Annotated in this window: 27 protein-coding genes; 25 read left to right on the top strand and 2 right to left on the bottom strand. The window is 58.5% G+C overall.

Translation table 11 applies throughout. The annotated features are described in order from the left end of the window. Positions 1–45 precede the first annotated feature (45 nt). From QRN31_RS03975 to rpoS, 8 genes are all read left to right on the top strand, one after another. Positions 46–1,158, top strand: a complete 1,113-nt coding sequence (locus QRN31_RS03975; protein ID WP_285430347.1) for an S-(hydroxymethyl)glutathione dehydrogenase/class III alcohol dehydrogenase — start codon at positions 46–48, stop codon at positions 1,156–1,158. Positions 1,159–1,166: 8 nt separating this feature from the next. Next, positions 1,167–2,012, top strand: a complete 846-nt coding sequence (fghA, locus tag QRN31_RS03970; protein ID WP_285430345.1) for an S-formylglutathione hydrolase — start codon at positions 1,167–1,169, stop codon at positions 2,010–2,012. 53 nt (positions 2,013–2,065) lie between these two features. Continuing rightward, on the top strand, positions 2,066–2,539 hold the full coding sequence (ispF, locus tag QRN31_RS03965) for a 2-C-methyl-D-erythritol 2,4-cyclodiphosphate synthase (RefSeq protein WP_285430344.1): 474 nt from the start codon (positions 2,066–2,068) through the stop codon (positions 2,537–2,539). Beyond that, the gene (gene truD, locus QRN31_RS03960) at positions 2,536–3,594 is read left to right on the top strand and encodes a tRNA pseudouridine(13) synthase TruD (RefSeq protein ID WP_285430341.1); all 1,059 of its coding nucleotides are present in this window, start codon (positions 2,536–2,538) and stop codon (positions 3,592–3,594) included. Before ispF ends, truD begins: the two co-directional genes overlap by 4 nt. Beyond that, entirely contained in the window at positions 3,582–4,331 is a 750-nt protein-coding gene (surE, locus tag QRN31_RS03955) for a 5'/3'-nucleotidase SurE (RefSeq protein ID WP_285430339.1), read from the top strand. Before truD ends, surE begins: the two co-directional genes overlap by 13 nt. A 41-nt stretch (positions 4,332–4,372) precedes the next feature. Continuing rightward, complete coding sequence (locus QRN31_RS03950) at positions 4,373–5,008, top strand: protein-L-isoaspartate(D-aspartate) O-methyltransferase (RefSeq protein ID WP_197678969.1); 636 nt, start codon at positions 4,373–4,375, stop codon at positions 5,006–5,008. A gap of 211 nt (positions 5,009–5,219) precedes the next feature. Next, positions 5,220–6,077 (top strand): peptidoglycan DD-metalloendopeptidase family protein, encoded by an 858-nt coding sequence (locus tag QRN31_RS03945; protein WP_285430337.1) that lies wholly within the window; start codon positions 5,220–5,222, stop codon positions 6,075–6,077. A gap of 105 nt (positions 6,078–6,182) precedes the next feature. Continuing rightward, positions 6,183–7,190 carry an RNA polymerase sigma factor RpoS gene (rpoS, locus tag QRN31_RS03940; RefSeq protein ID WP_056856224.1) on the top strand — a complete coding sequence of 336 codons (1,008 nt, stop codon included), beginning with the start codon at positions 6,183–6,185 and terminating at the stop codon, positions 7,188–7,190. 473 nt (positions 7,191–7,663) lie between these two features. Here rpoS and fdxA read toward each other — a convergent pair whose 3' ends face one another. Both fdxA and mutS read right to left on the bottom strand, forming a co-directional pair. Further along, on the bottom strand, positions 7,664–7,987 hold the full coding sequence (gene fdxA / locus QRN31_RS03935; RefSeq protein WP_285430333.1) for a ferredoxin FdxA: 324 nt from the start codon (positions 7,985–7,987) through the stop codon (positions 7,664–7,666). Positions 7,988–8,128: 141 nt separating this feature from the next. After that, on the bottom strand, positions 8,129–10,708 hold the full coding sequence (gene mutS, locus QRN31_RS03930; protein WP_285430332.1) for a DNA mismatch repair protein MutS: 2,580 nt from the start codon (positions 10,706–10,708) through the stop codon (positions 8,129–8,131). 200 nt (positions 10,709–10,908) lie between these two features. Between mutS and QRN31_RS03925 the strand changes: the two genes are divergently transcribed. From QRN31_RS03925 to QRN31_RS03845, 17 genes are all read left to right on the top strand, one after another. Then, on the top strand, positions 10,909–11,643 hold the full coding sequence (locus tag QRN31_RS03925; protein ID WP_222590345.1) for a LexA family transcriptional regulator: 735 nt from the start codon (positions 10,909–10,911) through the stop codon (positions 11,641–11,643). Positions 11,644–12,146: 503 nt separating this feature from the next. After that, positions 12,147–12,497, top strand: a complete 351-nt coding sequence (locus QRN31_RS03920; RefSeq protein WP_285430331.1) for a phage holin family protein — start codon at positions 12,147–12,149, stop codon at positions 12,495–12,497. Between the two features lie 46 nt (positions 12,498–12,543). Further along, positions 12,544–13,056: a hypothetical protein gene (locus tag QRN31_RS03915; RefSeq protein ID WP_285430330.1), complete on the top strand. Its 513-nt coding sequence runs from the start codon at positions 12,544–12,546 to the stop codon at positions 13,054–13,056. Positions 13,057–13,059: 3 nt separating this feature from the next. Then, positions 13,060–13,671: a phage baseplate assembly protein V gene (locus tag QRN31_RS03910; protein ID WP_285430328.1), complete on the top strand. Its 612-nt coding sequence runs from the start codon at positions 13,060–13,062 to the stop codon at positions 13,669–13,671. 10 nt (positions 13,672–13,681) lie between these two features. After that, a complete protein-coding gene (locus QRN31_RS03905; RefSeq protein ID WP_222589993.1) occupies positions 13,682–14,014 on the top strand; it encodes a phage baseplate protein in 333 nt (110 codons plus the stop codon). Continuing rightward, a complete protein-coding gene (locus QRN31_RS03900; RefSeq protein WP_285430326.1) occupies positions 14,011–15,006 on the top strand; it encodes a baseplate J/gp47 family protein in 996 nt (331 codons plus the stop codon). Before QRN31_RS03905 ends, QRN31_RS03900 begins: the two co-directional genes overlap by 4 nt. After that, positions 15,003–15,638: a phage tail protein I gene (locus tag QRN31_RS03895; RefSeq protein ID WP_285430324.1), complete on the top strand. Its 636-nt coding sequence runs from the start codon at positions 15,003–15,005 to the stop codon at positions 15,636–15,638. Before QRN31_RS03900 ends, QRN31_RS03895 begins: the two co-directional genes overlap by 4 nt. Continuing rightward, positions 15,639–17,528 carry a phage tail-collar fiber domain-containing protein gene (locus tag QRN31_RS03890; RefSeq protein ID WP_285430323.1) on the top strand — a complete coding sequence of 630 codons (1,890 nt, stop codon included), beginning with the start codon at positions 15,639–15,641 and terminating at the stop codon, positions 17,526–17,528. 1 nt (position 17,529) lies between these two features. Beyond that, on the top strand, positions 17,530–17,958 hold the full coding sequence (locus tag QRN31_RS03885) for a phage tail protein (protein WP_285430321.1): 429 nt from the start codon (positions 17,530–17,532) through the stop codon (positions 17,956–17,958). A gap of 100 nt (positions 17,959–18,058) precedes the next feature. After that, a complete protein-coding gene (locus tag QRN31_RS03880; RefSeq protein ID WP_285430318.1) occupies positions 18,059–18,244 on the top strand; it encodes a hypothetical protein in 186 nt (61 codons plus the stop codon). Positions 18,245–18,246: 2 nt separating this feature from the next. After that, positions 18,247–19,413, top strand: a complete 1,167-nt coding sequence (locus QRN31_RS03875; RefSeq protein ID WP_285430316.1) for a phage tail sheath protein — start codon at positions 18,247–18,249, stop codon at positions 19,411–19,413. After that, on the top strand, positions 19,413–19,919 hold the full coding sequence (locus QRN31_RS03870) for a phage major tail tube protein (protein WP_285430314.1): 507 nt from the start codon (positions 19,413–19,415) through the stop codon (positions 19,917–19,919). The genes QRN31_RS03875 and QRN31_RS03870 overlap by 1 nt, the downstream gene beginning before the upstream one ends. A 93-nt stretch (positions 19,920–20,012) precedes the next feature. Beyond that, positions 20,013–20,600, top strand: a complete 588-nt coding sequence (locus QRN31_RS03865; RefSeq protein ID WP_285430312.1) for a phage tail assembly protein — start codon at positions 20,013–20,015, stop codon at positions 20,598–20,600. A 128-nt stretch (positions 20,601–20,728) separates the two neighbouring features. Next, entirely contained in the window at positions 20,729–22,798 is a 2,070-nt protein-coding gene (locus tag QRN31_RS03860; protein ID WP_285430309.1) for a phage tail tape measure protein, read from the top strand. Continuing rightward, complete coding sequence (locus tag QRN31_RS03855; RefSeq protein WP_285430308.1) at positions 22,798–23,181, top strand: phage tail protein; 384 nt, start codon at positions 22,798–22,800, stop codon at positions 23,179–23,181. Before QRN31_RS03860 ends, QRN31_RS03855 begins: the two co-directional genes overlap by 1 nt. Beyond that, positions 23,174–23,386, top strand: coding sequence for a tail protein X (locus QRN31_RS03850; protein ID WP_285430307.1), 213 nt, complete (start codon positions 23,174–23,176; stop codon positions 23,384–23,386). Before QRN31_RS03855 ends, QRN31_RS03850 begins: the two co-directional genes overlap by 8 nt. 9 nt (positions 23,387–23,395) lie before the next feature. Continuing rightward, entirely contained in the window at positions 23,396–24,421 is a 1,026-nt protein-coding gene (locus QRN31_RS03845; RefSeq protein ID WP_285430305.1) for a contractile injection system protein, VgrG/Pvc8 family, read from the top strand. Positions 24,422–24,423: the final 2 nt, after the last annotated feature.

Here is a 24,423-nt window from a genome sequence, read left to right as displayed (position 1 = left end):
GTGTATTACACTCCCTGTCTCGTTTTTATTCACTGGAGAATCCACATGATCAAGTCGCGCGCTGCCGTAGCCTTCGAGGCCAAGAAACCCCTCGAGATCGTTGAAGTCGATGTCGCCATGCCCAAGGCCGGTGAAGTGTTGTTGCGAGTGGTTGCCTCCGGTGTCTGTCATACCGATGCCTACACGCTGTCGGGCGCTGACCCGGAAGGCATCTTCCCGTCGATCCTCGGTCACGAAGGTGGTGCGGTGGTCGAAGCGATCGGCGAAGGCGTGACCTCTGTCGCCGTTGGCGACCATGTGATTCCGCTGTACACCCCGGAATGCCGTCAGTGCAAATTCTGCCTGTCGGGCAAAACCAACTTGTGCCAGGCCATTCGCGCGACGCAAGGCAAAGGCCTGATGCCAGATGGCACCACGCGTTTTTCCTACAAGGGCCAGCCGATTTTCCACTACATGGGCACCTCGACCTTTTCCGAGTACACCGTGTTGCCGGAAATCTCCGTTGCGAAGATTCCTAAAGAAGCGCCACTGGAAAAAGTCTGCCTGTTGGGCTGCGGTGTCACCACCGGCATCGGTGCAGTCCTCAATACCGCCAAGGTAAAACCCGGTGATACCGTCGCCATTTTCGGCCTCGGCGGCATCGGTTTGTCAGCCATCATCGGTGCGGTCAAGGCCAAGGCCGGTCGCATCATCGCCATCGACATCAACCCGGCCAAATTCGAAATCGCCAAGCAGCTGGGTGCAACCGACTGTGTGAACCCGAAAGATTTCGATCGTCCGATCCAGGAAGTCATCGTCGACATGACGGATGGCGGCGTCGACTTTTCCTTTGAGTGCATCGGCAACGTCCAGTTGATGCGTGCCGCGCTTGAGTGCTGCCACAAGGGCTGGGGCGAGTCGGTCATCATCGGCGTCGCCGGTGCAGGGCAGGAAATTTCGACCCGTCCGTTCCAGCTGGTCACCGGTCGCGTCTGGCGCGGTTCGGCGTTCGGTGGCGTACGTGGTCGCACCGAGTTGCCAAGCTACGTCGAAATGGCCGAAACCGGCGAGATCCCGTTGGATACCTTTATCACCCACACCATGGGTCTGGAAGATATCAACAAGGCTTTCGACCTGATGCATGAAGGCAAAAGCATCCGCAGCGTCATTCATTTCTGAGGTCGCTCATGAGCCTGGAAAATATCTCCTGCCAGAAAAGCTTCGGCGGCTGGCACAAACGCTACAAGCACCGCTCCGATGTGCTCGGCTGCGACATGGTGTTCGCCGTGTACCTGCCGCCGCAAGCGGAGCAGGGCGGCAAGCTGCCAGTGCTGTATTGGTTGTCCGGCCTGACCTGCACCGATGAAAACTTCATGCACAAGGCTGGCGCCATGCGCATGGCCTCCGAGCTGGGGCTGATCATCGTCGCTCCGGACACCAGCCCTCGCGGCCCCGATGTACCGGGTGATCCAGAGGGTGCCTGGGACTTCGGCCTCGGCGCCGGGTTTTACCTGAATGCCACGCAGGAACCGTGGTCGCGGCACTATCGGATGCATGACTATGTCGTGCAGGAACTGCCGGCATTGGTCGAAGCTCACTTCCCGGCTTCGGACAAACGCGGCATCAGCGGCCACTCCATGGGTGGTCACGGCGCGCTGGTCTGTGCCTTGCGCAACCCTGGGCGCTATCAGTCGGTGTCGGCGTTCTCGCCGATCAATAATCCGATGGATTGCCCGTGGGGCCAAAAGGCCTTTTCCCGTTACTTGGGTGAAGACCGATCGAAGTGGCGCGAGTGGGATGCCTGTGCATTGATCGCCGAGGCTGGTGAGAAATTGCCGCTGCTGGTCGACCAAGGTGATCGTGATGATTTCCTCGCCACTCAGCTCAAGCCTGAGGCGTTGCAACAGGCGGCCAAACTGGCCGGTCATCCGCTGACGTTGCGCCTGCAACCGGGCTACGACCACAGCTATTTCTTCATTGCCAGCTTCATTGACGACCACTTGCAGCATCATGGGCGTGCGCTAAGCGCCTAATGTCTGACAAAGCAGGTAGAATCACGCCCTGACAAAAATCGGGGCGTTTTTTTATGCGTATTGGCCACGGCTATGATGTGCATCGTTTCGCTGAAGGCGATTTCATTACTCTAGGCGGCGTGCGTATTGCACACGGCTTCGGGCTGCTCGCTCACTCCGACGGTGACGTCCTGCTGCACGCCTTGAGCGATGCCTTGCTCGGCGCGGCTGCGCTGGGTGATATCGGCAAGCACTTCCCGGACACCGACCCGACTTATAAGGGCGCCGACAGCCGGGTGCTGTTGCGTCACGTCGTCGCACTGATCCATGCCAAGGGCTGGAAGGTCGGCAATGTCGATAACACCATCGTCGCCCAGTCACCGAAAATGGCCTCGCATATCGAATCGATGCGCGCGCTGATTGCCGCCGATCTTCAAGTTGAGTTGGATCAAGTGAACGTGAAAGCTACCACCACCGAAAAGCTCGGCTTTGTCGGTCGCGAAGAAGGCATCGCCGTGCATTCCGTTGCCTTGTTGCTGCGCGCATGAACGAAGCGCAATTGCTCGGCCCGCGGGCTTACGGTGATGCCCTCGGCACCGCGGTATTGAAAGCCACGGCAGAAGATTTCCAGGTCGATGAGGTGCTTAACATCCCCCTCAGCGGCGATGGCGAACACCTGTGGATCTGGGTGGAAAAGCGTGGCCTGAATACCGAAGAAGCAGCACGGCGGATTGCCAAGGCCGCAGGCGTGCCATTGCGCACCGTCAGTTATGCGGGCTTGAAGGATCGTCAGGCGCTGACTCGCCAGTGGTTCAGCGTACAGCTGCCGGGCAAGGCCGATCCTGATCTGTCGGCGGCGGAAAACGACACACTGAAAATCCTCAAGACCGGTCGACACAAGCGCAAGTTGCAACGCGGTGCTCACTCGGCCAACGGCTTCACGTTGCGCCTGACGCAATTTTCGGGTGATAAGGCCGCGATCGACGCGCGGATGCAACTGATCGCCAAGCAAGGTGTTCCCAATTATTTCGGCGCCCAGCGTTTTGGCTTTGATGGCGGTAACGTCGTCGATGCCCGCGCCTGGGCTGCCCGTAAGGCCTTGCCGGAGCAGCGCAATGTGCGTTCGCGCCTGCTGTCCACCGCGCGCAGTTTTCTGTTCAACCAAGTGTTGGCGGCGCGCGTGGCCGATGGCAGCTGGCAGCGTGCGCAGGTCGGCGATCTGCTGGCGTTCACCGACAGCCGCAGCTTTTTTCCAGCAGGTGAAGCTGAATGCAGCGACCCGCGCCTGGCGATTCTCGACCTGCATCCGACCGGTCCTCAATGGGGCGAAGGTGACTCGCCGGCGACCGGCGCTGTCCATGTACTGGAGCAGGCAATCGCCGAGCGCGAAGCGGATTTGCGCGATTGGTTGATTAACGCCGGAATGAGCCACGAACGTCGCATCCTGCGGCTGCCCATTGGTGGGTTGACGTGGCATTATCCCGAGCCTGACATTCTGCAACTGGAATTCGTCCTCCCGGCCGGATGCTTTGCCACCGTATTGGTGCGCGAGCTTGTTGATCTGGTGCCGGTGGGGCAGACGGACAGCCCATGCGTATTCTGATTTCTAACGACGATGGGGTAGCGGCACCCGGTCTCGCCGCGCTTTATGCTGCGCTGGCGGATTACACCGAGTGCGTGGTTATCGCCCCGGACCAGGACAAAAGCGGCGCCAGCAGCTCGCTGACGCTCGACCGTCCGTTGCACCCGCAAACCCTGGCCAACGGCTTTATCAGCCTGAACGGCACACCTACCGATTGCGTGCACCTGGGCCTTAACGGCTTGCTGGAGTGCGAGCCGGACATGGTGGTTTCCGGCATCAACCTGGGTGCGAACCTGGGGGACGACGTGCTGTATTCCGGCACCGTCGCAGCAGCCCTCGAGGGGCGATTCCTTGAGCGTCCTTCGTTCGCCTTTTCGTTGGTCTCACGGCAAGTGGAGAACCTTCCCACAGCCGCTTACTTTGCGCGCAAACTGGTCGAAGCCCACGCTGACCTCAATCTGCCGCCGCGCACGGTATTGAACGTGAACATTCCCAATCTGCCGCTGGATCACATTCGCGGCATACAGCTGACTCGCCTGGGGCACCGCGCCCGCGCTGCGGCGCCGATGAAGGTGGTCGATCCGCGAGGCAAATCCGGCTACTGGATCGCCGCAGCGGGCGACGCTGAAGACGGCGGCCCGGGCACTGACTTCCATGCGGTGATGCAAGGTTATGTATCGATCACGCCGCTGCAACTGGATCGCACCTTCAATGATGCCTTTAGAAGTCTCGATGGCTGGCTGGAGGGGTTGCGCTAATGGGGCGTGAACAAGACGATATTTTGCGTCGCGGCATCGGGATGACCTCTCAACGCACTCGCGAGCGCCTTATTCAGCGCCTGTATGAAGAAGGCGTGTCCAACGCCAAGGTGCTTGAAGTCATCCGCCGTACACCGCGTCATCTGTTCGTCGACGAGGCGCTGGCTCACCGCGCTTATGAAGACACTGCACTGCCGATCGGACACAACCAGACCATCTCCCAGCCTTATATGGTGGCGCGCATGAGCGAGTTGCTGCTCGAGGCGGGGCCACTCGACAAGGTGATGGAAATCGGCACCGGCTCCGGCTACCAGACAGCAGTACTGTCGCAGCTGGTCGAGCGGGTGTTCTCCGTGGAGCGCATCAAGGTTTTGCAGGACCGGGCCAAGGAACGCCTGGTCGAGCTGAACCTGCGCAACGTGGTTTTTCGCTGGGGCGACGGTTGGGAAGGCTGGCCGGCGCTGGCACCGTATAACGGCATTATTGTCACTGCGGTTGCCACTGATGTTCCGCAGGCTTTGCTCGATCAATTGGCGCCGGGCGGAAGACTGGTCATACCGGTCGGTTCGGGCGAGGTGCAGCAATTGATGCTGATCATCCGTGAAGAAAACGGCTTTTCCCGACGCGTTTTGGGATCGGTGCGCTTCGTACCGTTGCTCAATGGGCCACTGGCCTGAGCATTTATTCAGGAGCGCTGAATTCTCTTCGATTGCCCGGGTCTTACAGCGGCATCGAAGTGTTAAACAGAATTCAACGGCAGGCAGCAAACGTGTGCGCGAAGCCATTTCGCTTCATTAAAGGTAAAGCCTGTCGGGCCCGTTATACTTGCGATATTTCGTGCCGGAACACGGCAATCCACATTTTCAGCCACCACAAAGGGAGCGGCGGGTGAGTCTCACAGTCATTGCGCAGCGTATGGGTACAAAGAGCTTTCAGCGCCTGGTGACTGGCCTCGTCTTGAGCACCTTGCTGGTCGGTTGCTCCAGTTCCAAAACGAGTGATGTTCGCGTGGTCGATCGCAACAACGCCGTTCCTCAGCGTCCGGTAGTGACCACGGGGCAGTACGTCGTTCGACCGAAAGACACGCTGTTCTCGATCGCTTTTCGCTACGGCTGGGACTACAAAGCCCTCGCCGCACGGAACAACATTCCTACGCCATATACGATCCATCCAGGTCAGACAATTCGCTTTGATGGTCGCACCGGTTCAACCCCGGCACCGGTGGAGAGTGCAACCGATTCAACGCCTTCATCGTCGTTGAAAACCACGGTGATCCGACGTCAGGCGAATGGCACGACGACCAGTTCTGCGGTGGTTGCACCGTCCGTCGCCACCAAGCCGGCCCCCGCTCCGATGCCTCCTGCCGGCCCGGCCCCGACCGGCTGGGGATGGCCATCTAATGGCATTCTGATTGGAAAGTTCTCCTCAAACGGTAGTTTGAATAAAGGAATTGATATCGCCGGAGATTTGGGACAGCCTGTTTTAGCTGCGTCTGATGGGACGGTGGTATACGCCGGGAGTGGCTTAAGGGGCTACGGCGAATTAGTCATCATCAAACACAGCGACACCTACGTCAGTGCCTACGGACATAACCGCAGGCTGTTGGTTCGGGAGGGGCAGCAGGTCAAGGTCGGACAGACAATTGCCGAAATGGGGTCAACGGGTACAGACCGGGTGAAGCTGCATTTTGAGATTCGCCGACAAGGTAAACCTGTAGATCCGCTGCAGTTCCTGCCACGCCGTTGATTTGTTGCCAGCCTGTTCCGTCACGTAGAGGGGACAGGCTCCAGCGTTGCCAAGGATAAAGGCGCCGCTTGAGCTTGGGGTCGAACTCACCAAAGGACTATAACAATGGCTCTCAGTAAAGAAGTGCCGGAGTTTGACATCGACGATGAGGTTCTCCTTATGGAGACCGGCATCGGTACGGATTCGATGTCGAATGATGAAGGGGCTGCTCCACCTTCCGTTCGTGCCAAATCCAAACACTCCGCTTCGTTAAAGCAACACAAGTACATCGATTACACTCGGGCACTCGATGCCACGCAGCTGTACCTCAACGAAATCGGCTTTTCCCCATTGCTCTCTCCGGAAGAAGAAGTTCATTTTGCGCGCCTGTCGCAAAGTGGCGATCCTGCCGGGCGCAAGCGCATGATTGAAAGCAACCTGCGACTGGTGGTGAAAATCGCCCGGCGCTATGTCAATCGTGGGCTGTCACTGCTGGACCTGATCGAAGAGGGCAACCTCGGTCTGATCCGCGCAGTGGAGAAGTTCGATCCCGAGCGAGGCTTCCGCTTTTCGACCTACGCAACCTGGTGGATTCGTCAGACCATCGAGCGCGCGATCATGAATCAGACCCGGACCATCCGGTTGCCGATCCATGTGGTCAAAGAGCTCAACGTGTACCTGCGGGCTGCACGGGAGCTGACTCAAAAACTCGACCATGAACCCTCACCCGAAGAAATCGCCAACCTGCTGGAAAAACCAGTGGCAGAGGTCAAGCGCATGCTCGGCTTGAACGAGCGGGTTTCTTCGGTCGACGTCTCGCTGGGTCCGGATTCGGATAAAACCCTGCTGGACACCCTTACCGATGATCGTCCAACCGATCCATGTGAACTGCTGCAGGACGACGACCTGTCTCAGAGCATCGATCAATGGCTTTCGGAGCTCACCGACAAGCAACGCGAAGTGGTGGTACGTCGCTTCGGCTTGCGTGGCCACGAGAGCAGCACACTTGAAGACGTAGGCCTGGAGATTGGCCTGACCCGGGAACGGGTCAGACAGATTCAGGTGGAAGGCCTCAAGCGTCTTCGTGAGATTCTTGAGAAGAACGGCTTGTCGAGCGAGTCGCTGTTTCAATAAGCAATTGGCTCATACGGTCATAAAAGGCCCCGACTGGCTCGGGGTTTTTTATTGCCTGGACGGTGAGGGGGAGCGTCTCTGCTTTGTAGTATCTCGCTGTAAGTTTTCGCTTACTCTTTCGTAAGTGTTCACTATTTTTACAGGTTGGTAGTCGCCCATATTCCTACTGGCTTACAACTTATCTAATTGATTTATATAGATATATTATTGTGTTAACAGCATGTGACAAACGATTTTAGCGATCTGGGTCAATTGCGCTTGGTAGGGATTTCTCTAGTATCTGAACTGTGTCGACGGATCGACACGCCCTTCAAGGAAGGGGGGAATGGACATCGCAGGAAGCGATTCATCAGGACGATGAAAAGGAATACAGGGAATAGGGAAAAAATGTGGGCGGGTCAAACCGCCCCTTTTTTTGCCTGTAGAAAAGCAAAAAGGCCCACGAGGGGCCTTTTCCAGAACGCGTGGGAAGATCAGCGTTCGAGTTCTTTGATCTTGTCTTTCTTGCCATCCCACTCTTCAGCGTCCGGCAGCGGATCTTTCTTCTCGGTGATGTTGGGCCAGATTTCGGCCAACTCAACGTTCAGCTGAATGAATTGCTGCATATTTTCCGGAACTTCATCTTCGGAGAAGATGGCCACGGCAGGGCACTCTGGTTCGCACAGTGCGCAGTCGATGCACTCATCCGGGTGAATCACCAGGAAGTTCGGGCCTTCGTAAAAGCAGTCCACCGGACAGACTTCTACGCAGTCGGTGTACTTGCACTTGATGCAGTTGTCGGTGACGACGAAGGTCATTCTAATTTTCTCCTCAGGCGGCGGCAGCGGAGCCCCTTCACGTTGGGGTCGCCAGGTTTGGGAGCGATAGTCTGCAGGCCAGGCTATTAGCCAGCAGCATCCCAAACCGCGCGAGATTCTAACAGCTTGCAGGCAAGTGCGTTAGACCCGTGTCTTTAGTGTATAGAGCATTTCTAGTGCGCGACGCGGCGTCATGTCGTCCAGATCAAGTTTAGCCAGCTCATCGAGCACCGGATGCGGCAGACTGGCGAACATGTCGCTCTGCTGCGGCGCGGCCGGTTTGCCTTTGGCGGGTTTCGGCGCTTCATGGGGCAGTGCGGTCGCTTCCAGGCGGCCCAAGTGCTCACGAGCGCGCACAATCACTTCGCTTGGCACGCCTGCCAACTGCGCAACCGCCAGGCCGTAGCTTTGGCTGGCAGGGCCGGGCAGAACGTGGTGCAGGAACACGATGCGCTCGTTGTGCTCGGTGGCATTGAGGTGAACGTTGGCCACCAGCGGTTGCGCCTCTGGTAGCACCGTCAGCTCGAAGTAGTGGGTGGCGAACAGTGTGTAAGCGCGCAGATGCGCCAGACGCTCCGCCGCGGCCCAGGCCAGCGACAGGCCGTCGAAGGTGCTGGTGCCGCGTCCGACTTCGTCCATCAGCACCAGACTGCGTTCGGTGGCGTTGTGCAGAATGTTCGCGGTTTCGCTCATTTCGACCATGAAGGTCGACCGGCCACCCGCCAAGTCATCGCTGGAACCGATCCGGGTAAAGATCCGGTCCACCAGGGACAATTCGCAACTGGCCGCCGGCACGAAACTGCCGATGTGCGCCAGCAACACGATCAAAGCGGTCTGGCGCATATAAGTGGATTTACCGCCCATGTTCGGACCGGTAATCACCAGCATGCGCGTATTGTCGTCGAGGCTCAGGTCGTTGGCCACAAACGGCGTGGTCAGTACTTGCTCGACCACCGGGTGACGACCCTGGGTGATACGCATGCACGGCTCGTCAACGAAGCGCGGGCAGTTCAGGTCCAGGTTCAGCGCACGCTCGGCCAGGTTGCTCAGCACGTCCAGTTCGGCCAGCGCCGCGGCAGTATCCTGCAACGGTGGCAGTTGGGCGATCAGGTCTTCGAGCAGCGCTTCGTACAGCATCTTCTCGCGGGCCAGTGCACGGCTTTTGGCTGACAGTGCCTTGTCCTCGAACGCTTTCAGTTCCGGCGTAATGAAGCGTTCGGCACCTTTGAGCGTCTGGCGGCGAATGTAATCGGCCGGAGCCGACTCGGCCTGCTTGCTTGGCAGTTCGATGAAGTAGCCGTGAATGCGGTTGTAACCGACCTTTAAATGCGACAGGCCGGTGCGAGCCTTTTCCCGTGCTTCCAGATCAATCAGGAACTGCCCGGCGTTCTCGCTGAGCGATTGCAGATCATCGAGTTCGCTGTCGTAGCCGGTCTTCAACACGCCGCCGTCACGGATGACCGCAGGTGGGTTGTCGATGATGGCTTTTTCCAGCAGCGCCGCGAGTTCCGGGTAGGTGCTGGTGGTCTTCGCCAGTTGAATGATGTGCGGCGCTTCGAGTTCGGTCATCGCCACTTGCAGCTCTGGCAATGCACCGAGTGCATCGCGCAGACGCGCCAGGTCACGCGGACGGGCGTTACGCAAACCGATCCGCGCCAGAATCCGCTCGATATCGCCTATTTCCTTGAGTTGCGGTTGCAGTTTTTCGAAACGATAACCGTCGAGCAAGCAAGTGATCGATGTCTGGCGCGCCAGCAATACAGTGAGATCGCGCAGCGGACGGTTCAGCCAGCGAGTCAGCAAACGACTGCCCATGGCCGTCTGGCAGCGATCGACCACCGATTGCAGCGTATTGTCGCGACCGCCGGCCAGGTTGGTGTCCAGTTCCAGGTTGCGGCGGCTTGCGCCGTCCAGCACCACGGTGTCATCCAGCCGTTCATGGCGCAGGCTGCGAAGATGGGGCAGGGCGGTGCGCTGGGTTTCCTTGGCGTAACTGAGCAGGCAGCCGGCCGCGCCGATGGCCAGGGTCAGGTTCTCGCAACCGAAGCCTTTCAGGTCCTGGGTGGAGAACTGCTGGCAAAGACTTTTCAGCGCCGAGTCGCGCTCGAAATCCCACGGCGCACGGCGACGAACTCCACGACGTTTTTCCGCCGGCAAATCCTTCGGCCAGTCATCCGGGATCATCAGCTCCACCGGATTGACCCGCTCCAGCTCCGCCAGCAGGTTTTCCCAGCCTTTGATCTCCAGCACCGTGAAGTTGCCGCTGGTGATATCGAGCACAGCCAGGCCGAACAGACGCTCGTCACCCAGCACCGCCGCGATCAGGTTGTCCCGGCGCTCATCGAGCAGCGCTTCATCACTGACCGTCCCCGGCGTGATGATCCGCACCACCTGACGATCCACCGGACCTTTGCTGGTGGCCGGGTCGCCGACTTGCTCACAGATCACCACCGATTCGCCCAGCTTGACCAGTTTCGCCAGGTAACCTTCAGCCGCGTGGTAAGGAATCCCACACATCGGAATCGCCTGACCCGCCGATTGCCCACGGGCCGTCAGGGTGATGTCCAGCAACTTGGCGGCCTTCTTCGCGTCTTCGTAGAAGATCTCGTAGAAGTCGCCCATGCGGTAGAACATCAGCTGGTCGGGGTGCTGGTTCTTCAGGCGCCAGTACTGCTGCATCATTGGCGTGTGGGAGGACAGGTCGGAGAGGGCTTTATTCATCGGGAATTCAGGAAAACTCGTTCAAAGGTGTAGGGCAAAGGAAGGGGCGTCGGCCGGCTTTTGCGCAATGGGCGCAAGATTAACATGGGCAGTCCGCTCGACGCAGGCATGAACGCCTCGCCGGTCTTTTCGGTTGTCTATGCATGATTTATGCAAAACAGCATTTGTCTTCGTAAAAAAGATCAAGCACTATGCGCGTTATGCAAAAACGCAATGTTTCTACCGTCTTAAGAGCGCTGCTCGATCAGCACGGGATCTCCCCCACGGAGCTTCACCGTCGCACCGGCGTGCCTCAATCCACGCTCTCGCGGATCCTCAGCGGGAAGATCGTCGATCCTTCGGATAAACACATCTCGAAAATCGCCGAGTACTTCGCTGTGAGCACCGATCAGTTGCGTGGGCGCGCGGATGTCGCGACCACCGCCAATGCCGGGCGCGATCAATTGCATTCCGAACTCAAGGACATAAGTCTGTGGGACGACGACACGCCCGTCGATGACGACGAAGTGTCTGTCCCCTTTCTTCGCGAGGTTGAATTGGCTGCTGGATCAGGAAGATTCGTCATCGAAGAGAGCGAGCGCTCTAGCCTGCGCTTCGGCAAGCGCAGTCTGCGTCACAACGGTGTGCAGTTCGACCAGGCTAAATGCGTGACGGTGCGTGGCAACAGTATGCTGCCGGTGTTGCGCGATGGTGCCACTGTCGGGGTGAATGCCGGTAAGTGTGCGATTGGCGACATCGTCGATGGCGATCTTTATGCCATCAACCACAACGGCCAGTTGCGGGTGAAACAACTGTACCGCCTGCCGACCGGCATTCGCCTGCGCAGCTTCAATCGCGATGAACACCCGGACGAGGACTACACCTTCCAGGAAATCCAGGAAGAGCAAATCGTCATCCTCGGCCACGTCTTCTGGTGGGGCATGTACGCCCGTTAACCTCATTTCCGTCAGATAAAACCCGCCCTCGAGCGGGTTTTTTTTCGCCTTCCGAAAGCCATCAGCGCCTTTGTTTGTGGGCTTGTCATGCATCAGTGCAATTAAAATGCATAAATAAATGCATTTGTGCATTGACTGTATATGCATTCATGCATATTCTTTGTCTCAAGCCGCTCAACAAAGCAGCTCGAAACGAAGCTCTTTAGTTCCACCACAAAGGCAGCGATGAACCGGCCTCAACGGTTCAGAGGGTTGGCAACTGACCCGGGTGTGCAGCGTAAAGCACCAGAAGCAGTTATCCGGCGGGCAGGGACCGCGGTCGGAAGAACAATTCGAATGGACTCGTACCGCGCCAGTAGCGCCGAAAAGTCAGCAGGACCGCATTACTGAAAAGCCCGGAGTAATACCGGGCTTTTTGGAATGCCTACCTGTCGCCGATTTCTCAATCGGCACCGGCTCAAACACAAGTACATCACTCATCAATCACCCCCAGGAGGCGTGACATGACAAACGAGCAACAAGCGTTGCTGGACATGCCGATCTGGCTTGTCATCGTCCTCGCCCTGGTGGGCGGGGTGTCCGGCGAAATGTGGCGCGCCGACAAGGACGGCGCCCGAGGCTGGGCGCTGATGCGGCGTCTGGCGCTGCGTTCCGGGGCCTGCGTGATCTGCGGGGTCTCGGCAATCATGCTGCTGTACGCCGCCGGCGTGTCGATCTGGGCCGCCTGCGCGTTTGGTTGCCTGACGGCGATGGCCGGGGCGGACGTCGCGATTGGCCTTTATGAGCGCTGGGCGGCCAAGCGGATTGGTGTTTGCGACGTGCCGCCGCGCGATTCTCGCCCTGATCAACAGTGAGGCGACATCTCGAACCCTCACATTCAACTTTGACAGGAGGCCATTAATGCCGGTCGTCATCGAAAAACCTTCACAGCTGTTTTCCGCCATTGCCGAGGCATTGCGCATCGCCGTTCCCGGTTTGAATGTCGGGAGCCCTCAAGATTTCGACAGCACAGATAATCTCGATTGGGTTTTGATTGCACTCCAGCACGATGCGCCGGGCAGTTGCGCCAATGACGGGCGCATTGCTCATGTGCTGACGGTTTCGCTGCACGTCGTGTCGCCCGTTTCCGGCCTGGCAGCCTGCGATCTGGGCAGCGAATTGAAAAACCTGGTCACTGATAACCGCTGGAAACTGCCCGGCGATCAGTGCGATCTGCCGTTGAACATCGATGGCATTGCCTCGACGTTCATCAGCGGCGCCCGGGAATACAGCACCTGGACCGTTTCATTTACCCAGACTTTGTACCTCGGGCCATTGCTGCAGGACGACCCCGTGGGCACGCCTAAATTTGCCCGTACCTGGGAGGTGTCGAACATCGACGATCCAGACCAATACCAGGCACTGGAGGGGTAATCCATGTTCGATGTCCTTATCAGTCAGCACCTTGGCCCGATCATCGAGCGTCTGGCGCAGATGCAAACCGAGATTGAAGACCTGAATCGGCGTACCGACAGTCTCTGCCGGATTGGCGTGTGCGAGGAAGTCGATGCGGCCAGCAACACCTGCAGGGTTCGCCACGGTGAGCTACTGAGCCCCGCTATCAGATTCTTTAACCCGAGCGCCGGCGCACAAAGCGAGTCACGCATTCCCTCGGTTGGTGAGCAGTGTGTGCTGCTGAACCATGGCGGCGGCGATAGCAGCGGTCAGTCCGTTGCACTGTTCGGTCTCAATGGTGGTCAGTTTCCGCCGGCCTCAACGCAGGCTTCGCTGACGCGACGCCGCTATCAGGACGGCTCCGAAAGTGGCTACGACGACGCCAGTCACGCTCTGCACTGGCAAAACGGCCCAACAACGTTCACCGGCTCTCGCGAATCGCTCGAACTGAGCATCGGCGCAGCCCGGTTGGTCATGACGCCTAAGGCGATCCAACTGCAACTGGGCGCGAGCGGTTTACTGCTCGACGCATCCGGTGTGCACCTGAGCGGCCCCTTGGTGGATCACCAGGGTCGAGTCATTAGCACTGCCTAAAGAGTTTTCCATGATAGGAATCGATAGAAACACCGGCGCATCAGTCGATGACTGGCCGCAATTTGTGCAGCGCGCGACCCGAGCGTTGACCACGCCTTTGGGCACTCGTCAGAAACGTCCTTTATACGGCTCGTTGATCCCGAATCTCTTGGGCCAAAACCTCGGCGACGACGTGCTGATGCTTGCCCAGAGCCATGCGGCGCAAGCGTTTTACAACAAGCAGAACGGCATCGGTGATTTTCAACCGCAAGTCATTGTCGCCAGCCGGCAGGGGGCGGGATTGTTGCTGCGCTTCGCCGGCACCTGGAAAAACCGTCAACAAACCTTCGAGGTGGTGACATGAGTATGTTGATCCCCGGCCAGAATCAGTTGGCCGAGCCGGCCATCGTCACCGTCGAGGCGTTTGAGGACCTGCTCGCAGAGTTCAAGATCTTCGTCGTTGAATACGTCGGCGCCCGCTCTCCCGAGAGCGCGGCGAAGCTCAAGGACAGTCTGGAAAATGAGAGCGAATTGCTGACCCTGGCCCTCGAGGCCTTTTGTGTACGACTGCAAACCCACGAGCGCAAATACAACGCCCGAATCAAGCAAATGCTGGCGTGGTGGGCCACCGGCAGCAACCTCGATGCACGCTTGGCAGACATGGGCCTTGAGCGTCAATTGCTGGACCCGGGCGATCCTGCAGCGTTCCCGCCCGTCCCCGCGGTTTTTGAAAGTGACGACAATGCCCGGTTGCGTTATTACCTGGCGCCCCATGCCCCGGCGGCCGGTTCGCGAATGCAGTATCGCCGGGAAGTTTTCACCCTGGGTGAACGACCGGCGGTGACGGTCGAAACGGCGGAGGCGGGCGTGGTGACGGTCACGTACACCTTCAACCCTGACGGCTATGCCGCGCAGGTCAAGGATGGCAACGGGCGTCGCACTGCGCCTGGCGAAGTGATGGTCACTGTGTTGGCGCGGGAGGGCGATGGCACGCCGTCCGGCGATCTGCTTAACGGTGTTCGCCAGCATTTCGCCCGACCTGATGTGCGGCCCGAGACCGACCGGGTGACCGTCCAGGGCGCGCAAATCAAGACCTACAAAATACGCGTGGTGGCGAAAATCAACGCCGGTCCCGATTCCGGGCTGACCAAGGCCGCCGTGCAGCAGCAGCTGCAGGCGTATGCCGATTCCTGTCATCGCCTCGAAGGGCGAGTCGACCCGAGCTGGATCGACTACACGCTGCACAACGCCGGTGCGGTTCAGTTGCAAATCCTTGAACCGCTGGCGCCAATTGTGACGACAGCTTTCCAGGCGCCCTTTTGTACGGGGGTCGAGGTCGAGGTGGATACGTTATGAGTGACGACACACCTGGGCCGAGTCTGCTCCCGGCCAACAGTTCACCGCTGGAGAGGGCTCTAGACCTCGGGTTCGGCAGATTGCTTGAGCGCATTACGCTGCCGTTTCCAGCGTTGATGAACCCCGGCGAAACACCATTGGCGTTCTTGCCGTACCTCGGCGCGGATCGCGGTGTCAGCGAGTGGAGCTCCGAAGCACCCGAAGCGGAAAAGCGTTTAACGGTAGAGCTCGCCTGGGCCACCGCGCGGCAGGCAGGTACTCGCAAAGCACTGGAAAACGCCGCCAAAGGTTTGCAACTGCAACCCGACGTGCGCGCCTGGTACGAGCAATCGCCACCCGGTCAGCCTTACAGCTTTTCCGTCAGGGCTTTTACCGAACAGCCTTACAGCGAAGAAATCGATGCGCGTCTTGATCGACGCCTGGCGGACGCCAAAAGCGAACGCGACACCTTGAAAATCTCCGTCGGCCTGAGCGCCTTCGGTCATCACGTCATCGGCGCCGCCACCGTGTGCGGCGAGCTGGCCACGATTTATCCGATTGTCATCGAAGGGCTCGAAGCCTCGGGCCAGGCCTTTATGGCGGCCGGGCTCTACGCCGTCGAAACCTCCACTATTTATCCTCAGGGGTCCTAAATGGCCGACTATTACACCCTGCTTACCAATGCGGGGATTGCCTACGAAACTGCCTGCAAGGCGGCGGGCACACCGATCAAGCTGTCGCAGATTTCCGTCGGTGACGGCGGTGGTGCAGTTTACAACCCGGCGGCAACCGACACTGCGCTCAAGCGCGAAGTCTGGCGCGGGCCGCTCAATGCACTGTTCCAGGATGAGAAGAATCCGAGCTGGTTGCTGGCTGAAGTGACCATCCCTCCAGATGTTGGCGGCTGGTATGTGCGCGAGGCTGGAATCTGGACGGATACCGGGATTCTGTATGCCATCGTCAAATACCCGGAATCGTTCAAACCGGTTTTGGCGACGTCGGGATCGGGGAAGGAGTTTTACATTCGCTCGATTTTTGAGACCAGTAATGCGTCGTTGGTGACGTTGTTGATTGATGACACGGTGGTTAAGGCGACGCGTGCGTGGGTAATGGGTTATCTCGCCGATGAGTTGGCCAAGCTGGACGGCAAGCAATCGGTTCGCGTGGCCACCACGGAAAACATTGTATTGAGTGGCGCGCAGCAAATCGACGGCGTCGCGGTGCTGTCTGGACAGCGTGTGCTGGCGGTGGCGCAAACGGCAGCGAAAGATAACGGTATTTATGTCGCGGCTAACGGCGCGTGGGTACGTTCGGTCGATGCCAACACCAGCGCCAGGGTAACGCCGGGCCTGACGGTAATGGTCGAAGAGGGCGCTGCTAATGGGGGGGCTCTTTGGTACTTGGTCACGAACGGCCCGATAACGCTGGGTACTACTTCGCTGAGCTTTGAAATGCTCGCCGGCAGGACGGGAATTCAGGCAGGGACTTACAAGAGCCTGACGGTCGATAAGTACGGTCGTGCCACTGGCGGTACAAATCCGGAGACGCTGGCGGGGTTTGGCATCAAGGACACGTACACCAAGGCCGAGATTGAGGCGATGATTGCGAAGGCTTCTGCGTTGCCGGTGGGGACGATGGTGCCTTTCCCTACACAAAGCGTACCGCCTGGGTTCCTTGAAGTAGATAACAGCCTATTCAAAGACACTCTTTATCCTGATTTGGCGACGTATCTGAACCGCAAGTACAACTTGCCAGGTGATGCGACGGGTTACACCCGATTGCCTGAATCACGTGGCGAGTTCTTCCGGGGTTGGGATCATGGACGCGGGGTTGACCCCTCCCGTGATATTGGCAGCTGGCAGAAAGGCAGCATCGCGGCAATCGATACAAACGTGGCGGCTACCCAGGCAATTGCTTCCAACCTTGCTGATCATGGCGCTTCGAGAGTAAGGACAGGTTACGACAGTGGCGACATAGCACTCTACTCTGGCGTGACACTTGCGGGCGTAAGCCTGCAGGCAAATGTTCCGTTACCCGGAAATTCCGAAGGCACCTACGGCATTACCCGACCAAACAACCTCGCCGTGATGTGGTGCATCAAGGCCTGGAACGCGCCGATCAATCAGGGAAATATTGATGTCGCCGCGCTTGCTGCTTCTATCGTGCAGGCAACAGAGACAAGACAGGGAACTGCAAAAGTCGCGACTCAGGCCCAGGCTAACGAAGGCACGGATGACGCTACTATCGTAACGCCTAAAAAACTATGCCTTGGGTTTTCAGTCAGCCTTGCTGCGAATGGCTACATTGTTTTCCCTTCCTGGTTAGGCGGTTTGATGATTCAGTGGGGCGTCGCAATCATGCCGGGCACAACAGGCACCTTCAGCTATCCAATTGCGTTCAAAACCGCCATTTACCAAATACTTGCGACGGATGCCGGCAGCGGAGCTCACTCGCTTGGAGTGAGTCCCTTGTCACTGACAAGTTTCACTGCGTACGGCAACTTGGCTACGACAAATGTTCGATATCTGGCCATAGGTTCATAAGATGCGTTATTACAGCAAATCAACAGACAGCGTTTACTTGGATCGCGTACACGGCGCAATGCCAAATGATGTTGTGCCGCTTACTGAGGCGCGATATCTGGAAGTTATAGCGAACCCAAAACCTGGAAAAGTCAGAAGCCTCGATGCGGATGGCTTACCTATTTTGATTGACCCTCCCGCGCAGACGTTAGCCGTACGTTCAACGGTGGAGCGTGTGTGGCGCGACGAAGAGATCGAGCGCGTCAAATGGCTTCGGGAGCGCCATCGGGATCAACTGGATATTGGCCAAGAGCCGACGCTGACTCCCGAGCAGTTCAGCGAGCTTCTGTCCTATATCCGAAATCTGCGCGACTGGCCGCAATCTCCTGAGTTTCCCTCGGCTGATAGCCGCCCGACTCTATCTGTCCGGGTCTCGAAACAACCTCAATAACGCCCCGTTCAACCGGGGCGTTTTCTTATCTGCACAAACACCCAACGACAACCGAAAGCCCCAAACGAATGGGGCTTTTTCATATCTGGAGAAACGCAAAATGGCAGAACGCCAAACCTACACCGTCCTCGTCCCGTTCCCTGTCGGGCGTGGTCACTGGTCGACCGCTGGCCAAGAGCTCGACCTGCTCGACGTCGAAGCCAACGCGCTGCTAAGCGTCGGTCGCCTGGCGCTGAAGTCCACATCCACCCAGGCCGAATCGGCCGCTGCCAAGAAGGCTGAATAACCATGGCTGAGGTTTTGAACTTCGAGCACAACGGCATTACCGTCAATGCTTCCGAATCCCCTGAGGCCATGGGTGGTCTCGGTGACAACGTCATTGGCCTGATCGGCACGGCGCCGAAGGCCGATCCGCTGATTCCGCGTAACTCCCCGTTCCGCATTAACAGCTTCACCACCCAGGCGCTGCTCGATCCGACCGGCACTGAATCGGGCACCTTGTTCCACGCGGTGTTCCAGATCCTGAAAGTGGTCAAGGTGCCGGTCTACGTGGTTATTGTCGAAGAGGGTGCAGCCCCGGCGGACACCATCAACAACGTGATCGGCGGCATCGAGCCGTTGACCGGTCGCAAACTCGGCCTGGCTGCACTGAGCGGTGTGCCGGAAGACCTGACCATCATTGGTGCGCCAGGCTTCACCGGCACCAAAGCCGTGGCCAGCGAATTCGCCTCGTTCGGCAAGCGCATCAAGGCTCGTGTAGTGCTCGACGGCAAGGATGCCGCGGTCGCTGATCAAGTGACTTACAGCCAGGAACTGGGCGGCGCGGACCTCGGTTTCGACCGCTGCCTGGTCGTGCACAATATGCCGGCCGTTTACTCCAAGGCGGCGAAGAAAAACGTCTTCCTGTCGCCATCGAGCCTGGCCATTGCCGCGCTCGCCAAGGTCAAGCAATGGGAGAGCCCCGGCAACCAGGTGACCTACGCCGAAGACGTGTCGCGAGTCGTGGAATACAACATCCTCGACACATCCACCGAAGGCGATCTGCTCAACCGCTACGGCATCAGCTACTACGCCCGGACCGTCCTCGGTGGCTTCTCGCTGCTGGGTAACCGGTCCATCACCGGCAAGTTCATCAGCTACGTCGGCCTTGAAGATGCGATCAGCCGCAAGCTGGTGAAGGCCGGCCAGAAAGCCATGGCGAAGAACCTGACCAAGTCGTTCATGGATCAGGAGGTCAAGCGCATCAACGACTGGCTGCAAACCCTGGTTGTCGACGAAACGATCCCTGGCGGCAGCGTGTACCTGCACCCGGAATTGAACAGCGTCGAGAAGTACAAAAACGGCACCTGGTTCATTGTCATCGACTACGGCCGCTACGCGCCGAACGAACACATGGTTTATCAACTCAATGCCCGCGATGAAATCATCGAGCAGTTCCTGGAGGATGTTCTCTAATGTTTACCAACCGTGTAAGACAGGCCATCGCGGCCACCCTGCAAGGCCTGCCGTTGTCGGCGACCGTGGAAGAGTTCACCCCGCCGAAGATCGAGTTCGATATGGAACCGATGACCGGCGGACGCTTCATCGCCGAGGAAATGGCCAAGAGCGGCAAGGTGCTGGGCGCCACCCTCATTCTGCAAGGCGCCGGTCCGGAAGTCATGCTTGCCCTGGGCGTGAAACTGGGCGACGACATTCTGCTGAACGTGCGTGAAGCGGGACAGGATCAGGACGGCAACACTTGGTTCACCTATCACACTGTCGGCGGCAAGCTGAAATCTCTTGGAGAAGCTGCGCTGAAAATGGGCGATAAACCCAAGACCACCCTCGAACTCTCCTGCCGCACCTACAACCGTCTCGAAAACGGCATTCCTGTGATCGACATCGACGTGCGTACCCAGAAGTTCATGCTCAACGGCGTGGATATTCTCGGTGATGCCCGTCGCGCAGTGCTGATCACATAACCCCTCGCACTACCTCAATACAACTCAGCTAAACGCAGTTCCTGTGGCGAGCGAGCCGGTTCCCACAGGTTGCACACCCAAGGAATTCATTCCATGTCCTGGACACCTCCCGTTCATGCCCTGTTGTCGCCAATCACCGGCGACGATCAGTCGGCCATCGAACAGATTCAACTCAAGCCGTTGTACTACGCCGCACAGAAAGATGCCCTGGCACGTGCTGGCGATGATGAGGACGACCAGTTTTTCGAACTGGCCAAATTGGCCACCGGTCTTTCGGTCAAGGAACTCGACCAGCTCAAACGCCCGGACTACGTGAGCATCGCGCAGTACGTGCATGAGATGTCGACCCGTCCGGCGTCATATTTTCTACAGCCGGATATCGAAGCCGAAGCCGAAGCCGTGGGCGATCCCGATCAAGTGCAACTGCTGCAACCACTCAAAGTGGCCGGCCGCAGCCTGACCTCCCTGACGCTGGAAATGCCCGTACTACGCGCCACTAAAGCGATGAAAAAACTGAAAACGGCCAAGGAACGCGCCGAGTTCATCACCGCCCATTGCACCGGCTTGATGCTTCCCGACCTGGACCTGTTGACCGTGCCCGACTGGACACAGCTTCAGGTACGCATCGACGATTTTTTAAACAAACCGGCGGACTTCTTTCGGAGCGCGACATCGAAGTAATCCTCGATGTCGTGCCGCTCATTTACTCGATAAGTGAGGCGGAAATTCTGGAATGGGACGCCGGCAAGGCATTGCGCCGATACGACATTGCGATCACTCGCCTTGGCGTGAAAAAGGAGTAGAGCGGGATGGCGGACGATAGATATTCACTCAAATACGCAGCCATCGATAACAGTGGGCTGGCGTTCGCAAATACCAGCCTGACTACCGCTGCCACGAGCGTTATGTCAGCACAAGGTACGGGCCCCTCCGTCAGGGATCAAATGCTGGGCCTTGGTCTGGTGCTGGAAAATGTCGGAATCAAGCTCGGGCTGCTGACGGCGGCTATTGAGTCGTTGACCCTCAAACTTTCGTCGCAACGTTTGTTACCGCAGGCAATGGGAGCCGGTGAAAAGTGTGAGTCGACTTGCGAGCAAAAGAGTGCGGGAAAGTCGAGCAGCAGTATCGAACCGCCGGACTTGCTTAAACCCGCGATAGCGATGGATTTGGCCAGGGCCGATCTGAAGCAGGCAGGCCAGTTTACCCCGCGCCAGAGAGAAGAGATGGTGCAGTCAACCCAGCAAATCGCTATCGCTCCGCTGGTGGCGGCCGGAGGGACCGAAGCGGCTGATTTGGTGAGGATTGCAACGCTGGCCGCCAATGCAGGAATTGCGGGTGATCTGCCCAATGCTTCCGACCGACAGTTTGAGCTGCTGCGCTTCGCCAGTGATGCTGGCGTCGCCGCGTCGGCGTTCAAAATGCCGGCCATGGATGTCGCAGAGATGATGCTCGGCTGGCGCACTTCCATGAAGCTCAATGGTACTCAAGCCTTTGACCTGGCGGATACAGTCAACCATCTGGGCAAGATACCCGGTGGTGCGAAAGCGGCTGACATCGGCGCCGTTTTGCAGCGTGATGGTAGTGCTGCTACAGCAGCAGGCCTGGCACCCGCGCATACCGCCGCGTTAACGACGGCATTGTTGAATACCGGTACGCAGATGGCTGAAGCCGGCGTAGCGCTGAAAGACATCGCCGCTGCCATGGGCAAGGGAGATCAAGCCTCCAAAACCGAGCGGGCAGCGTGGAAGCAGCTGGGTCTTGAGCCGAAAGCGATGGCGAGCGGCTTGCGTGACAAGGAGACAGCACCTGGCACGGTGATGTCGGTGCTTGCGGCCTTGAACGCGCAACCTGCCGAGAAACGCCCGACGCTTGCCTTTACCCTGTTTGGCAATGGTGATAAAGCGGCACTGCGCATGGCGCAAAACCTTGCCGAAGTGAATGGCGCCTTCTGGCAGGTGAAAGACACTGCTCAGTACGCGACGTCGGAATTGGGTAACAGCGGCTCGGTAAGGCAAGACGCACTCGCGCTGTCAAAAACCCGGCAAGGCCAGCTGAACGTTATGAGCGCACGCAATGATCGCCTGTCGGTGACGACGGGCAATGCGCTGGCACCTGCGACGAATAGCTTGCTTCACTCGCTTGGATCCCTGGTTGATAGCTTGAGCGAATCTGCTGAAACCTCACCGAAAGCCACTGCTGCAATTGTGCTCGTTGCAGCCGCGATCAAACCGCTGGTGGGGGCGCTGTTCAAAGCTGTCATGGATGAGATGACCAGTCGGGCTGCCAAGCGAGTATTGGGCGGCGAGGCTCCCCGTCTCCCCGGCAATTCTCTGAAAGGCTTGAGTGCTTCATTGGGCGTATTTAAGCGCTTTTTACCTGGAGCATTTGCGTTAAGCGCTGCCCCCGATGTGATTGAAGGCACGATGAACGGCGACCCCAAGATGCTCGGCACTGGCCTGGGTGCCGCGGGCGGCTGGGCCGGGGCTTCTGCAGGTGCTTCCATGGGCGCTGCTGTGGGTACCTTGTTCGGTCCGCTCCTCGGCACGGCCATTGGCGCAACGGTAGGCGGGGTCGTCGGCGGACTGGCAGGGAGCTGGGTAGGTGGGGAGGGGGGTAGTTGGCTGGGCGAAAAACTCGCCGCACCTGCCGATCAACTCGCCGCTCCGGACCAGGTCAGCAAAGACCTGACTAGCGCCCAAACGAGCAATCAGCAGAACTCGATGACGGCGAACATTTACATCAATGGCCAGGATCAGGCCAGCGCCAGTCAGTTGGCGAATCTGGTTGTGCAACAGATCACGGGCCAATTCGGACTTATGACCATGCCCAACTCACTCGCCATGCGAAGTGACGCGGCCCTGACCGATGGAGGTAGCTGATGCGTCAGCAAATGGTGTTGGGCACTTTCATTTTCGGCCTGTCCAGAAACTTCGCTTACCACAACTTGATACGTAATTCGGATGGTGGCTGGAAGGTTATCGAAACTGCCAGCAGTAAGCCCCTTTCCAGCCAGACCGGCGAAGGCCTGCAAAAACTGAAGATAACGGGCAAATCGATGTACGCGACGGCCATGGAACGGCTTGACGAATTGCGGGCTATGCAGGCGCGGCACGTCGCGGTGCCATTGGTTGACGGCACCGGCCGCAATTGGGGGCTATGGCAGATCGTCACGGTGTCAGAAACCCAGTCGAACGTGATTGATGACGGCACCGCGATGGTGGTCGATTGGTTCATCGATTTGATGGAGTACGCCAATGCGTAATGTTCGAAGTATCGCCGGTGACTCAGTGAATCTGTTGCTCTACCGGGCGCTTCAGCGCTGTGACGATATCGCCGAAGAGGCGCTTTGGCGCCTCAATCCGGGGCTCGCCGAATATGGTCCGGTATTGCCGGCGGGTGTGCGGGTGCTCCTGCCGGAGTTGGACTCAAAACCCATTGCACCCAAGCCGGCATCGGCCTGGGATTAAGGAGGCGGCATGTCACTTGGTTTCACACCCTCGGTGGAGATTTACGGCGCGAATGCTGCGCTGCTCAACGAGCGATTGATTTCATGGCAGCACATCGATGCGGCGGGGATAGAGTCCGATCAACTGACGCTGACCATTAATCTGGATGGGCTCGAAGGTTTACCGAGCCTGGGCGGAAAAATCGGCTTGCGAGTGGGCTATGTGGAGTCGGGCCTGGTTGATAAAGGTGAATTCGTGATCACCCGGCGCACGCCGACGCTGTTTCCCTTGCGTATGACGCTGGTGGCCACGGCGGCACCGTTCAGTGCTGCGGATGAAACCGGCTTCAAGCAACGCCGATCAGTCAGCCATGGTCCGACCACCGTGGGGACGCTGTTTCGCCAGTTGACATCCCGGCACGGATTTTCACCGCGCGTCGCCCCTGAACTGGCGCAGATCCAGATTGAACACATCGACCAGTCCAACGAGACGGACATGGGGTTTCTGACCCGCCTGGCCACTCTCCATGACGGTGTCGCCAAGCCGATCAACGATTTGTATGTGCTGGCGCGACGTGGGCAGGCGAAGTCGCTGTCGGGCAACGTCATGCCGGACATAAAGCTCTCCGTGACGACTGACAATCGTCCGGGCGAGGAGGCTTTTATCGCGGCAACCCTCGAAGAAACCGCTCGGGCGAAATATCAGGGCTGCAAGACCGGTTGGTGGGATGCAGCCGCCGGGAAAGTGCGTGTCGAGGAAAGCGGCATCGCGCCGTTCAAGACCCTTCGTCAACGCTATCAAAGTGCAAACGACGCCCGGGCCGCCGCTGAGGGCGAGGTGCGCCGGATGATGCGTGAAGCATTGAAGGTGAAGATCGAGTGTCCCGGCAATCCAGGATTGTCCGCCGAAGGTCTGGTGCTGCTGGACAGTACGTGGCCCGATTTCATGCGCGGTCGTTGGTCAATCGACAAGGTTACGGCCAGTGGCAGTCGTCAGAACAGCTATCGCTGTTCCATCGAGGCGACCTGCCTGGACGCTCGGTCCTTGGCGCATTGAGT

The organism is Pseudomonas sp. fls2-241-R2A-110 (assembly GCF_030209165.1).
In the GTDB taxonomy this organism is placed as follows: Bacteria; Pseudomonadota; Gammaproteobacteria; order Pseudomonadales; family Pseudomonadaceae; genus Aquipseudomonas.
This window is presented reverse-complemented; position numbering and strand designations above follow the sequence as displayed.